Below are 14418 nucleotides of genomic sequence, written 5' to 3'. Positions count from 1 at the left end.
GGAAATTATTAGTAGCAATCCTTTTTTTTGCAAATTAATTTATTACCATTTCGTAACTACAAAGACTCATATTGTAGAGGAAATTGTTTATGAATTCTTTTTCATTTATGATAAAAAATTAGGTTAAAAATTTAAAAAATGATTAGAAAATGTAAAAGTTCAAATACCGGAGGGGTTACAAAAACACTCATAAGTATTTGTTAGTTAATGAGTTTTAAAATTAGTGGGAAGTTTTTCCCATCATATCCCCACATTTTAGTTTTTTTTAAAAGGCAAAATAATGACGTGTCATTTCTTAAGAATGAGTATATTCCTAAAATAGTGCCTAGAAAACCTATGAAATTAATTGCGTCCACAAAGTAAATATAATCAATGTTTTTTCATTTTGAATAAGAAAAAGCAGTATATATACTTGGGATTATTTTTTTATTTATAACTACACTTGTCAAAATAATTTGATGTTTTACGGTTTGCCGTAATGATTAGATTTTTTTTAAATTAATCTTTGTGACTAATTCAGTTATTAGATTATAGAAATGTTGTGAATTAATAAAAAAATAAAAATGAGTAAATTAATTGTAAATAGAATTAAAAATTATCTGGATAAAACTTTTAATGGCAAAATTGATATTTCTGATCTAGAAAAAAGACCTTCTGATGAACAACAAAAAAGTTTTCTTTCTAGAGCTTTATCCGCATATGCCTTAACAATTGAAGCTGTGGCTAGTGTTGATTTAGCAAGTATTTCAATTACTGATGGATTTGATGATAATGGAATTGATGCTATTTATTATGATAGGGTTGCACGAACTCTTTGGTTAGTTCAATCTAAGTTTATCGAAAATGGTACAGGAGGTATTGATAATGGTGATGTGGAAAAATTTGCAAAAGGTGTAAAAAAGCTCATAGACGGTAATTTTACTAGATTTAATGGAAAAGTGAATGACAGAAAAGATGAAATACTAGAAGCGTTAGATGATTCAGCAGTTAAGATTCAAATTTTATTTGCCTATACAGGTAAAAAACTTTCAAGTCATAATTGGGATTCAATAAATGATTTATTAGAAGAACAGAACGATACTGAGGAAGTTTTATTTTTTACAGATTTTAATATTGATAAAGTTTATAAAGGGCTAGAAACGGGAGTTGGAAGAGCACCAATAATTGAAGATATTACAATTTCAAATTGGGGGCATATTGATGAACCATTTAAATCTTATTATGGACAAATTACAGGTGTTGATTTGGGACTTTTATGGGAAAAATACGGAAGAAGACTTTTTACAGAAAATATTAGAAATTTTTTAGGAACTTCTACAGTTAACGATGAGATAATAAAAACCATTAAGACTGAACCTGATAATTTTATCTATTTTAACAATGGTATAACTATTTTATGTGACAGTATTAAGAAAAAGCTTATCGGTGGTGCAGATAAAGCAATCGGAGCATTTACTTGTAATGGTATTGCAGTTGTTAATGGTGCACAAACTCTTGGTTCAATTGGATCACTTCATGAAAGTAATCCAGAAGAACTGAGTAAAGTAAAAGTAATAGTTAAATTCATTTCACTTGAAGATAGCCCAATAGGTTTTGGTCCAAGAATTACTGTTGCAACTAATACTCAGAATAAGGTAGAGAAAAAAGATTTCGTTTCTTTGGATACTGAGCAAGCAAGAATTAAGATAGAATTGAAGCTGGAAAATATCGAATATCACTATAAAAGAACAGATGAAAAGTTTGTAAATGATGAAAGTAATTTTTCTCTTGAAGAAGTTGCGTTTAGTCTTGCATCACTTTTTGATAATGTAGACTATTCTACGATGGTTAAAAAAGAATCTGGAAAACTTTGGGAAGATGTTACTAAAACACCATATACAGATCTTTTTAATCAGAATACATCAGCCCAAAAAATAATAAAAGCTTTAAAAATATACAGATATGTTTCTAATACGATGAATAAAATGGCTTTAACAGCAACTGAAGGTAGGGAAAGAAGTATTTATCGTTATGGGAATGCATTTGTGTCTCATATTATTTTTCAAAAAATTAATAAGGGAATTTTAGCAGATAGTTATCCAAATTTTGATAATTTTTTAGAGAATGATTTACCCGTAATTGTTGAGAAATATGTTAATGAATTGAAAGATGTAATTGAAAAGGAATATCCAGATGCAATGATAGTATATACATTGAGAAATTATACAAAATGTAGGCAAATGAAATCATTAATGAAATAATTAAAACAAAAAAATGGGATTTTATAATCCCATTTTTTTGTTTTAATTTAGTTATAATAATATTAATTAATACTTTGTTGCTGTCTTTCTAATATTTGATAGTAGTAACTAAAAGGTTTATTATATTTTATCGTTTCTCTACTTTTTCCCTTTTTTTTAATTAATTCGGGATGTTCTATTTCTTTTAACAGCTTATAATATTGTTTACTACGATTTCTGTCCAACTGCTTTATCTGTCTTAAAGAATGCTTGTTAAAATTTAATACTTTAAAGCCATTTTTCCAACACATGTCAGTTGAAACTTCATCAAAATTATTAATTCCTATACGGCCTACTGACATCCCAATAAGTCTGCTAATAGCAGATTCTGTAGCACTTCCCTTTGATTTTCGCATTCCAAATTTAACAGCATCTCTTATTTCTTGAACTATCGTTTTTTGTTTTTTCAATTCTTTGTGTAAAGATCTTTTCCTAACTCTTATTTCATTTAAATAATTAATTTCATAACCGACAAAACCAATCCACGGAAAAGATTTCTCGCTTGCTTCTCCCCATTTATATGGCCCCTTAGATTTTCCATCCCAAAAGTTTTTATAATTTATGCCTTTAGTATTCACTGTTATTAAATTATTTTCATCTTTAAATGGATGTGGAAAGAGTTTCAAATTATGTAAGGCATTCTCATAAATCTTCTTTGCATTTGTACAATCTTCTAAGCTATCCGAAATTATAATCATGTCATCACAAAACCTTTGGTATAAGAATTTATTTCCACTTAATGCAATATCAGCTTCATTAAGATAAATATTAGCAATCAGACCAGAAAGTGCACCTCCTTGCGGGACACCAATTCTTTCAAGAGCGATATCTAAATAATGAACTGAAATAACATTATTTACCCAGGAGAAATCACCTTTAGGAATTCTATATGATAACCAATATTCCGTATCAGAAGATTTTGGTATGTCTATATTAAAGGCAAAACAATCCAGATAATTTTCAAAAATATTTATAGGAATACTAAGATCTAATTCACTATGAATTAATTGTGACTTTTCGATTAATTCATAAAAGAGCTTTTTTGCAATTGAATGATTAACCGTGTCATAAAATTTTTTCATATCACATTCAGTAACATATAAATCTGATTCACTGTTTTCATTTTTGTATTTTAGTATGTCATTTATACAATCATGATGTGATAATATAGTGCCTATATCATTTTTTTTAGACCTAAAAGCATAGGAACTATCTTGAAAATGTTGATCGAATAATTGCGTTAAAAATTTATTTGTAGCACTTAGAATAATTCTGTCTTTTAGGCTAAATATGCATATTGGTCTGCATTCATTAAATTCATCTTCCTTTAAAACTTTCTTTAATTTATCTTTTAATTTTGGGAAAATTATTGGTTTCCCTATAGAATATGATGGATTCTTTGAGAGCTGGGTAACCTCAATTATAAAATCCTGTAAATTTAAATACCATTGTTCTTTTTTTTCTTTTCTGCTTTGTAACTTAATAGTCTTGAGTAAAGAATAAAAGTTTTTATCATTCGATGTTAAAAATTCATTTTTGCAATTTTGTTTCTTTCTAGAATTTTCACCTAGTTTTACCCATCTTTTTCTTGGTGGTAGTATTGTTCTGAGGAATATTGTTAAATCATGTTGGTATTGCTCAAATTCATTGCTAGGTGTCTTATTAGACTTTAAATGATAATTGTATTTAGAATTTAATGTTAATAGATGTAGTAAATGCTTTTTAGATTTACTTTTAGCAAGTTTAACACGAATTTTACAGATTTGTCGTAAAATTTCGTTTTCGGTAAAAAAATCTTCAAACTGTTTCATAAATTAAAGAAAGGGTTTCCTGTAACGTGAATACTCACGTGTGACTATTGATACTGATGCGATACATATTATGTCTAGAGCCTTTTAAGTTCTCGGGCACTGCAATTCCGTTGATGAGAATGATACTTGCGATGGAAATTAATCCTCCGCCTTCGGCACCGCATTTCTTTGATTTTTTGTTTGATAGCCTTTTTGATTTGCTAAATAAACTATACTGTTAAAATTTATATCTCCTTTTTTTGTCTCATAGCAATTATTTAAAAAATTTGTAGAATTAGTTTCATTGTATTTAGTTGTGTCTAGTGAGCTTAATTTTAAAAAATAATTTAAGCCAACATCATAAGTAAATGAATTAGCAATTGCCATTGCTACTTTACACCATTCATCATAAGAATAAGTTATACTGGCTTTTTTATTTTTTAAATGCCTTATAATGTCAGACATTATTTTTCTATTCGATTGATCATTTCTTTCATATGGGTTATATAGTTTATCTTTTGTAGTTAAATAGTTTAATTCTGTTTTTAGATTACCTTTGGATTTTGTTAATACTATTAAATCCTCATCGGTAATATTAAATTTGTTGAATTTTGATTTGAAAATCAATTCCATGTCATACGAAAGAAAGCAAAGTCTGGTAATATCACTACCGCTTTTATCCAGTTCTATATTATATTTATCTAAAAAGTACTCTGATAACTTTTTAAATGCACTTTTATGTAACTTATCTAAATCAGATTCATTGGAATCAATGATATATTCAATAGAAACTAAGCCTTTAAAACCTTTATTAGAAGGTGATTTCCAAAAAGAAATAACGTGATCATCATTTAATAAACAATTATAGCTTTCAATTATTTGCTCAGATTCGAGTTTGTCAATATCTATTACTATTAGTGAGTTATATATTTTTAATCTTTCATTTGTTCTTTTCGAATCAAAAGTTGCACTAAATGTTACTGCCGGTAAATGTTTTTTATAATTGTCATAGTATTCTTTATTACCTTCTTCTAGTTTTTTTCTTAGTGTAGTAATTTGCGTCTTATGTTTTTCAGACTTTATTTCTTGTAAAATAGTTTGAATTGTTTGTTCATCAGAAATTTCAGACCAAGTATTTATTTGGTATGATGCATTCAAGTTTAAAATTTCATTTATGACATTCATAATTTATGATGTTTATGAATTAAATAACAAATTTTATATTCAACAAATATTATATTTTAATTTTTTATCTTTTACGATAAACCGTAATTTATTAAAAAATATTCTTAACAAGTGTAACAATAATCCAAATCCAAAACAACGCGTACTTATACGGTATTTTCCAAACCCAATAAAAAGCAAAACTCTCAATCAAAAAAACGATCAAGTGTTTTAATCTCAAAAGAAGAAATTCGTTACTCCACATCCAAATAAGGATTCAAAATCACAGAATTTTCTCAGCCTCGAAAAAAGTCTCGATATTTTTTAACTTCCATTGGTAATTTTGATTCCAATATTTTTTGGTTTATAGTTTTTCCTTTTGAATCTATTTTAAAGCAAAAATTAATATATCCATTTCCAACAGTTGAATATGAAAAGTTGTATGTTTCAAAAATCAAAACTTTAAAATTGCCTTTTTCAATAAGACTTATTTTGTTGGGGATTAAATTGCTAAAATTTGAATTTCTTAAATCTTTAATAATTTTATCATTTATCTTAAATATTGTATTCTGATTAGTATTTATCGCATTCTTAATTTCATTTCCTATTTTTTGATCTAAGCATTTTTGGGTAACTATATTTTCAGTCTTAATAAGAACATCGAAATCAATATTTTTTAGCTTTTCATGTACCTTAAAAATACTTACCGAATCATTGATCGAAATTCTGCAAGGCTCAATCTTCTTTTGAGTTAAAGTATAATTTTCAGCTTTATTTTGGGAATGAATTAAGTTCACAAAAAAGCTGAATAATAATATTAATGTTTTTTTCATAAGTAAACTGTAAATCTTTTTTAGATTAAATATGTAAATTTTTTTTAGGATGAGACAAGCAATATCGCATGAGCGGGACGCTAGCTTCAGCAGGGGATCTATTAGCTAAATTATTACTTGCAATTGCAATTTTTAATAAGAATTGTATCTTTATCGAAGATTATTCCTATGTCATTTTCAATCACTTTTTTAATTTGTTCATGAGTCCATTTGTTTTTTTTTCTTACTCCATCAATATAAATATTTGGACGAAAATATGGTGTTAAAACTGAAATTGTAATGATGCCATTATTTATTTGAAATGATTTAATTTGCGGTGTTACTAAATGAAACTGGTTTCTGTCCTTTTCTTTTACAGAATAAAAAAGTATTTTTTTTGCGGTCTCTAAGTTTACTCTTTTTTGCAATACACTATCTTTATCTTGGATATATAATTTAATTGCTGATTCAGGTACTAACATTTTTGATAGTGGGAAATATTCTGCCTTTTTTAAGCAATAATTTTCTTTTACATTACACGATATGAAAAGAAAAATTAATAAATATAAGAGGTGTTTAATTTGTAATTGTTTCATTTTTTGGAGATTTAAAATTAAACTATTTTATAATTATCTTTTAAATTGAGGCCATATTCTGATGGATGCACATAACTTGATATTACTGACTAAATTTTTAAATTCATGACTAGTTTTTATCTAAGTTTTATGCTTCCCTGCTAGCGCGAGCATACTGCTCGTGAACTTATAAGCATTTCAATTCAAAAGGAATATTGCATTGGACCAGCAGACAATCAATTATTGTTGCTCCTTCATCTCTATATTTTTGTTTAATATGTTCATCCTTATTTTTTTAGTTTCTTTTACTTTTCCTGCCAATAATCTAATTCTGGAAATACAATAGGTTCTCTGCCTTCCCATTTAGGGAATACGAAATCTTTTGGGAGTATATATTCTGGAGCTAATAAAGTACTTTTTTTATAATCATATCTACCTAATTTAAAATTCATTACTTTTTCTTTTTTTCTCTTTCCAATTAAATATATATAACCAAAGACAGAGTCTTGATCTGTGTCTTTTTGTATTGAAACTAAAAATCTATTGAAATTGTTAGTTGCTAATTTTGATTCTAGATTTACTGGCAATACTATATTTCCAAAGAAAACTCTTCTTTCTTTGTAGTTATCTTCGTTAGAGTTCCACTGTAGATTTAATTGAACTGGGCATTTATAGTGTTTTCTATTATAAGTTGTATTTGTAGTTTTTATACTCTCGGTATTCCACGGTATATACGAATTAAAATAATCTAAACTGTACCATGAACAATCTTTAGTAAAAACTAACATATTATAAGCATAATTTTCCTCGCTGCTAAATCCTATATCATAATTATATTCTTTTTCTCCTTTCTCCCAAGCAGAATAGGGAATACCGTGAATTTTCAAATAAGTGCGAGATTCCTTAAATCCTTCAGATAAACTTTCATGCTCTTTTGTGTATTTATCATAATCAGGATCATCTTCTTTCCATATTCCTTTGTTGTTTGCTTTAAACCTGCATATTTCTGTGCTTGCACTTCCTCCTCGTATCCATACAGTCACATTGCCACCAGGAGCCATTCCGACAACAATTAAATTATAATCGTTTTGGTCGCCGTAAGAATCAATCGCTTTTGTCCTGAATAATTCGAGCATTTTTTCTCTAGGCAACTTGTAACTTCCTTTATATAAAATTTTATCAGTATTACAAACCCATTTTGTAGTAATACTATCAGGCACAGACAAAAGATAATCGCTACCCATTATCATACCGTTAATTTCCTCCCAGCCATTATTTCCTCCTGGCCAAGTAATGCGCCACTAATCCATTCGTTATTATAAAAGAAATCAACTTGTGCTTGATTCACCATGAAATTTTTTGGATTTGAACCTCCTATTCTCCAATTGAAATCATTAATTCGCTTATAATGAATTGATCTGAAACCAATTGTAATTAACAATAAAACCATTAACAAAAAATAATTTAGATAATTAGTCTTCATATATTAAAAATTATGTTCTGCCACTAAAAATAACTCCAATGAATAAAAATAACATTGCGCATAGCAATAATGATAATAAGATATACGTCATTACATAAAAGAAACCTTTTTTTTCTTTTATATAAAAACCTATTGCAAAATTTATTAAGGTTAATGGAACTAGAAGATACCATAGATGAAAATAGAAATCATTAGGATTAAACTGTTCATGTATATCATAATACAAAGAATAGGATGAAACGATAACAATGATCTAAAATTACACAAATGCTTGAAGAATTAATAAAATCCCAATACAACTCTTTTATAATATTGTTTCTCATAACTTTACTTCTCCTGCCAATAATCTAATTCTGGAAACTCAATAGGTTCTCTGCCTTCCCATTTAGGGAATATGAAATCTTTAGGTAAAGAATACTTTGAAACTTCATATTTCTTTTTTCTTGTCTTTTCTACATTTAATTTTGCTGCTCTGAATTTCATTATTTCAATTTTTTCTTTAAAATTTTCAAGCCATATCCTTCCAAATGTGTACGGTTTATTTTCCAAAACTTTATCCATTCCTACATTAAGAAATACATTATTGCCATGTTTTTTTTGAAATTCAATAAATTGTCTCTCTAAGTCGTTTGGTAGTACAATTTGAGCTTCGTACCATTGTTGATCATCTTGTGATATCCATTGAATATAAAATTCTACAGGAAGCTTTTTATCTTTTGCAACTTTTAGCTTTACATTCTCATTCCATTTTAAGTATGGAATCGGATCTTCATTTGAATATATTATACTACCATCTTTTGTGTAGCCAGCAATAGCTATACTATAATCTTTTTTATCTTCTTCTTCTGTCGTGAAACCAATATCATAAGGATATTCTTTTTCTCCTTTTTCCCAAACAGTATAGGGAATGCCATGCAAATAGCGAAAAATATTCATCTCACTGTTTATATATGTTTCTGAATGACGGGCTTTATATTCAAAGTTATTATAATCAATGTCATTTTCTCTCCATATCTTTTTATTAGTAGTTTTAAATTTGCATATTTCTGTACTGCCAGTTCCTCCCTGCATCCAAATAGTTACATTTCCTCCGGGAGCCATTCCTACTACAATCAGACTGTATTCTTGTTGAACACCATAAGAATCTATTACCTTTTTTTGAAAAAATTCGAGCATTTTTTCTCGTGGTAATCTAAAACTAGCTTTATAATAATATCTATCAGCCTCACATAGCCAATTTATAGCAATACTATCGGGAACAGGCTTATATTTTTCGCCACCAATATAACCTCCACTGGTAATGCCCCAGCCAGGATCGTTACCAATATTTGCAGATACGCCTGCAATGCTTTTTCCTTGATAAAAATATTCGACAGTAGGAGAACAAGCAAAGTATTTTGGTGCTGACCAAGCAGCATTCCAGTCAAATGTATCTTTAGGCTGACAACTTGCAAGTAAACCGATAATTAAAAAACAGCATAAAAAAAATCTAACTTTTTGGTACATATATTTCTCGTTTATAAATTACTTTATCCTCTTTTATAATCGGTTCAACAGGCTCATTGATAAAAACATAATCTGATAAAAAATGATGGTCTCCAGTTTTTACTGTTAAAAAATCATTTTCAAAACCGCCATAATGTGCTGATAAGTGAACATATTTATTATGTATGTGCTTAAAGATCTCGTAATCTATCTCGTAGGTTGAATTTTTGTCTTTGTTTTCTTCTTTTGAAGCGGCACGCATAATTTCTAAGTACTGTCTTAATATTTCAAAATGCCTGCAATATTATTTTTTATCTTTTTTTATAATTTTACCAAGTTTTGTTATGATAGTAATATTATTCATAGATTCATTATTATATTGATGACCATTAATAATCATTGAATATATTATATTATCAATGTAATATTTTCTCCCTAATGTAAATACATATTTTGTTGTGTCTTTTCTGGTTTTGACATCTGTTATGTTATATTCTAAACTGTCATCTATAACTATCCTAATATCATAATTTATTTTTCCTTTGTATAAGCTGTCTGGAGTGAATAACCTTTGGTTGTATTTTTGCATTTCATTTTCGCAATCTCGTATCTCAAAATTAGAATGGCTATCTAATATTTTTTGAAAATTTGTATTTTTTTCATATTCCTCATAAACTATTTTTTTTGGACATATAGAGGAGTTCCATTCTTTTAAATAAATCCCTTGGAATGAATAATCGTTATCAATGTATTCATTACAACTTATTAGTAATTGAAAAATTAATATTAAACTAAAATACCTCAATGTAATCATAATGTTTTGTATAAATAATTGATAAAATAGTTCATTTTATTTTTCTTCCTAACGATGAAGGAATTTCCAAACTTCTAGAATCATTATTCATTTTATGGCCATTTACCGTGATTGATTTTATTGTGTTAGAAATAAAATATTTACGAGCTAATGTGAAAGTTTTAACAATCGTATCTTTAATATTTTCAATGTTTGTTATCTTGTATTCAAGACTATCATCAATAATGAGTTTTACATCATAATTAATTTTATCATTGTTCTTAAAATTGGGAATAAATTCTCTGAGTTTAGTAGAATTAGGAGTTGTGATTTTGTTATTAAATTTATCATATTGAGTATAACATTGAATTTCAAAATCTGTACTCGTTTCGATCAAAGTTTTAAAATTGGAATTTTTATTATATTTTTTAAAAATTATTTTTTTTGGACATATTGAGGAGTTCCATTCCCGAAGATAAATAGAATGAAAAGCATTATTATCATTGTAATATTCATTATTATTACATCCAATAAATAAAAAACTTATAAATAGTATACAAATAAACTTCAATGTATCCATAACAATTAAATTTAAATGATTTAGCAGGAAGGTTATTATCTTTTTTTTCTACCCAGTGATGTTTCTAAAGATATTACATGAAAAAATAAAGAAAAGAAAAACACAATATTTAAGACATTTCAACATAACCTTAATATTTATTTTTATCTTTTTTTATAACTTTTCCCAGATTTGTTGGAATAAAAATATTAAGAGGGGTATTTGAATTATCTAATTTATAACCATTTACAACTAATGATCTAATATTATTCATTATTGTTAAATCCCCAGGATGTCCGCCATAGAAAACGGTATCAATTTTATTATCAATAGAGGTTATCTTATACTCAATCCTATCATCAATAACGAGTCTAATATCATAATCAATTTGTCCTGTAAACTTTACACTCGGTATAAAAACTCTTTGATTACTAGGTTTATACAAACTATCACAATCTCTAACCTCAAAATTTGAATCAGTTTTTATTTTTTTTAAAAAATTTGATTTTTTTTGATAACGCTCATAGATAACTTTTTTAGGACAGATTGATGAATTCCATTCTTTTAGATGAATTCCATAAAAAGAATCCTCCTTTTTTGTATATGTAATCCTTTTACAGCTAAAAAAAAACAAGAGTAATAATACACTAATAAATTTCAATATATCCATAATAATTACTTTTAAAAGATTCAATATAAATTTTTTCTTTGTTATAAATTAATGTATTAATTGGATCAACTGGAGCATGAAGTTCGTTTTCCTGAGTAATTGGATCATAACCTCAAGTATAAATACTAAAAAAGACTTTTTTAGCTTGTTCTACTTTAGTTGTAATATTTCCGTGAACATCAAAAAATGTTAATCCCCCTTCATACACAACATAATGCGAATTTGTAGTTAGATTTTTAGGATTTTAACTTAAAACATCTTCAATCATGTTCAAAATCAATCATCAATACTGCTGCTTTTTTATAATTTTCCCAAGATTTGTTGGAACATTAAAACTAAGAGGTTTTTTTGTATTGTCAAGTTTTTTTCCATTTATAACCAATGACTTTATATTGTTCATAATTATCCATTTGCCTGGACCAGAACTCCCTGAAATTGTATCTAATTTATCTTGAATATCAGTTATTCTATATTCTAAGCTATCATCAATTATAATTTTTATATCATAATTGATGGAACCTACATAATTAAGTTTAGAAGTAAATACTCGTTGATTAAATTTATAATAAATAGAATCACAACCTTTTATATCAAATTTTTTATTACTGTCAATTAGTGTTGTAAATGATGTATTTTTTTTATATCTCTCGAAAATAATTTTTCTAGGACATGTTGACGAATTCCATTCTTTCAAATGGATATCGGTAAAAGAATTATCAATTTTTGTATACTCGGTTTTTACACAGCTTGATAGTATTAGTAAAAAAAAAATCTTAAAATGCTTCAATGTATCCATAATAATTGCTTTTAAATGATTTAGTAGAAATGCTTTGTTTTTTATATATTAGAGGTCTTTTATATTTATTATCATCATTTCCAAATTCATCAATCTGAGTTACAGGGTCAAATCCCCACGTGTAGATACTAAAAAAAACTTTCTCCACTTCATTTACTTTAGTTGTAATATTTCCGTGAACATCAAAAAATGTTAATCCCCCTTCATAAACAACCCAATGCGAATTTGTCGTTAGATTTTTAGGATCATAACTTGAAACATCTTCAATCATATCAGAATCTATCATCATTAAAATAGTATGTCCTGCATTGTATTTTTTATTAATTGTTTGAAGCTCTAATAAATCAGAATTAGACACATAATCATGAGCTTTTGCTCCAATTCCTTTTTTATCCTTAATAGATAATAAATTTAACCCAAATGATTCTGCATTTGCATAGCCTGCTACTTCTTTGCACATTCTAGTAAGCATATCAGGCCAGTTAACAGCTTTTATCATATCCATATCACTATTTTCAAAACCGTTATAAACAAACTGGTCATTTAAGCTTTCTCCGCTTCGGGTGGTTGCCAATACTATCCAGTCAATTTCGTGCATTTCCATAGATTTGTAATTAGCATCTGTAGTTTTGGTTTCATACATGCTTAAAGCTTTTTCATGAGGCTTTATAATGTAAGTATCTATTTTGTATTGTCCTGTTCTAAACAATTGCTTTGCCAGCTTTTCATAAGCTTTTGGATCACGTTTTATCATGATATAGAACAAAGCTGCCATTCCACAAAGTGAACTATATTCTTGGCTTATTTTCCAAGGATCTTTAACGCGATCTTTTATTTGCTGATGTATTTTTAATCTATTAAACCATCTAAAGCGATTATGCATCCATTCTTTATATTCAGCTTCAGTTTCTGGATTACTTACATAGGCACGAACATAAATATAGCGTCCACACATATCTTCGTCATTCAGTGTGATTTTTACAGAATCTCCTTTTGCAGAAAGAGGTATTTCGAGCCACTTGTTTTGAGAAAGGCTGTGATATTTTAGCATCCATTTAATATCTGACAGATTTACGGGAGGATTTTTTATATAACTTTTCACTTTGAAATGATAGGTATTGCCAAAAATCATTCCGGGCTGAGATTTATCTGATTTAGCATTATCAGATCCCTGATCTAAAGCTGTTAAAAGCTCAATTTCTTTAACAGCTCCTTCTATTATTTTTATTGGCGGATCTTCAGGTTCGCCATAACTGTATTCAGGTGCATAATAATTAATGCTTCCTTTTGAATTTATTTCAACTCCTTCTTTGGCATACATTCTTGTCGTACCGCCTACTTTGGTTGTAACATTTCCTTTTACTCTTAAATTAAATGACATAGTATTTATTTTTCTTCGGTTATGATAAAAGTTAAAAAGTCGATAACATGAAACTGATCATCTGCATAAAAAGTTTTATTGGCGATTTCCTGAATATCTTTTTTAGGCATCATTAACATTCTTGTTCCGTCTGATCTTCTTATTCCGTCTCCATAGTTTTTTAATACAAAATGTTCAAAATTAATTCTAATCTGCTGAGGCGAACTTGTCATGTAATTACCAAAAGGATCGTCATAACTAACTTCTCCATTATCGTTTACCATAAAAGACGCTTTATTTTTTGTATTGCGATAAATCCAAACACTTCCGTCAGGTTTAAGTGTTAAGTCTATTCCGCCAACTGTTTTTATCATAACAAATTAATTTTGGGTAGTATTTTCACTGCTGTTATTTTTAATGTTCTTTTTTGAATGTATTTCGTGAGATTCTTCACTGCTGGAAGTTATTGTTCCATTACTGGCAGTATTATAATCTTTTTTAATATCAGAGTTATGATCTCCTTCAACATTAGCATTGTAATCTCCTATAACATTTAAGATTTTATTACCTCCAACACTCGTATCTAAAATCCCTCCAACCTGTAAAGTTTTGTTTATACCCGCAGTTTCGAGAATATTAGTTCCCGCTTTTA

General features: G+C 27.7%; 14 protein-coding genes and 1 pseudogene. 1 reads left to right on the top strand and 14 read right to left on the bottom strand.

Going from position 1 to position 14418, the window contains the following annotated elements:
* The first annotated feature begins 563 nt into the window (after positions 1 to 563).
* Positions 564 to 2240: an AIPR family protein gene (locus ACTJIW_RS03030; protein ID WP_440715571.1), complete on the top strand. Its 1677-nt coding sequence runs from the start codon at positions 564 to 566 to the stop codon at positions 2238 to 2240.
* Between the two features lie 62 nt (positions 2241 to 2302).
* Here ACTJIW_RS03030 and ACTJIW_RS03025 read toward each other — a convergent pair whose 3' ends face one another.
* The 14 genes and pseudogenes from ACTJIW_RS03025 to ACTJIW_RS02960 all read right to left on the bottom strand — a co-directional run.
* Positions 2303 to 4090 carry a reverse transcriptase domain-containing protein gene (locus ACTJIW_RS03025; protein WP_440715572.1) on the bottom strand — a complete coding sequence of 596 codons (1788 nt, stop codon included), beginning with the start codon at positions 4088 to 4090 and terminating at the stop codon, positions 2303 to 2305.
* Positions 4091 to 4228: 138 nt separating this feature from the next.
* Entirely contained in the window at positions 4229 to 5254 is a 1026-nt protein-coding gene (locus ACTJIW_RS03020) for a BT4734/BF3469 family protein (RefSeq protein ID WP_440715573.1), read from the bottom strand.
* A 275-nt stretch (positions 5255 to 5529) separates the two neighbouring features.
* The gene (locus ACTJIW_RS03015; protein ID WP_440715574.1) at positions 5530 to 6066 is read right to left on the bottom strand and encodes a hypothetical protein; all 537 of its coding nucleotides are present in this window, start codon (positions 6064 to 6066) and stop codon (positions 5530 to 5532) included.
* A gap of 113 nt (positions 6067 to 6179) precedes the next feature.
* Complete coding sequence (locus tag ACTJIW_RS03010) at positions 6180 to 6641, bottom strand: hypothetical protein (protein WP_440715575.1); 462 nt, start codon at positions 6639 to 6641, stop codon at positions 6180 to 6182.
* Between the two features lie 284 nt (positions 6642 to 6925).
* Positions 6926 to 7915 carry a DUF2931 family protein gene (locus tag ACTJIW_RS03005; protein ID WP_440715684.1) on the bottom strand — a complete coding sequence of 330 codons (990 nt, stop codon included), beginning with the start codon at positions 7913 to 7915 and terminating at the stop codon, positions 6926 to 6928.
* Positions 7916 to 8430: 515 nt separating this feature from the next.
* A complete protein-coding gene (locus ACTJIW_RS03000) occupies positions 8431 to 9609 on the bottom strand; it encodes a DUF2931 family protein (protein ID WP_440715576.1) in 1179 nt (392 codons plus the stop codon).
* Complete coding sequence (locus ACTJIW_RS02995) at positions 9593 to 9850, bottom strand: hypothetical protein (RefSeq protein WP_440715577.1); 258 nt, start codon at positions 9848 to 9850, stop codon at positions 9593 to 9595. The genes ACTJIW_RS03000 and ACTJIW_RS02995 overlap by 17 nt, the downstream gene beginning before the upstream one ends.
* A 42-nt stretch (positions 9851 to 9892) precedes the next feature.
* Positions 9893 to 10402 carry a hypothetical protein gene (locus tag ACTJIW_RS02990; protein WP_440715578.1) on the bottom strand — a complete coding sequence of 170 codons (510 nt, stop codon included), beginning with the start codon at positions 10400 to 10402 and terminating at the stop codon, positions 9893 to 9895.
* 31 nt (positions 10403 to 10433) lie between these two features.
* Complete coding sequence (locus tag ACTJIW_RS02985) at positions 10434 to 10961, bottom strand: hypothetical protein (RefSeq protein ID WP_440715579.1); 528 nt, start codon at positions 10959 to 10961, stop codon at positions 10434 to 10436.
* Between the two features lie 130 nt (positions 10962 to 11091).
* On the bottom strand, positions 11092 to 11610 hold the full coding sequence (locus ACTJIW_RS02980; RefSeq protein WP_440715580.1) for a hypothetical protein: 519 nt from the start codon (positions 11608 to 11610) through the stop codon (positions 11092 to 11094).
* Between the two features lie 283 nt (positions 11611 to 11893).
* Positions 11894 to 12406, bottom strand: a complete 513-nt coding sequence (locus ACTJIW_RS02975) for a hypothetical protein (RefSeq protein WP_440715581.1) — start codon at positions 12404 to 12406, stop codon at positions 11894 to 11896.
* Entirely contained in the window at positions 12384 to 13787 is a 1404-nt protein-coding gene (locus tag ACTJIW_RS02970) for a hypothetical protein (protein ID WP_440715582.1), read from the bottom strand. The genes ACTJIW_RS02975 and ACTJIW_RS02970 overlap by 23 nt, the downstream gene beginning before the upstream one ends.
* A 5-nt stretch (positions 13788 to 13792) precedes the next feature.
* Entirely contained in the window at positions 13793 to 14140 is a 348-nt protein-coding gene (locus ACTJIW_RS02965) for a hypothetical protein (RefSeq protein ID WP_149206955.1), read from the bottom strand.
* A 6-nt stretch (positions 14141 to 14146) separates the two neighbouring features.
* A pseudogene (locus ACTJIW_RS02960) lies at positions 14147 to 14418 on the bottom strand (type VI secretion system Vgr family protein); the annotation flags it as partial.

The organism is Flavobacterium sp. 22659, from assembly GCF_052044235.1.
GTDB lineage: Bacteria > Bacteroidota > Bacteroidia > Flavobacteriales > Flavobacteriaceae > Flavobacterium > Flavobacterium johnsoniae.
This window is presented reverse-complemented; position numbering and strand designations above follow the sequence as displayed.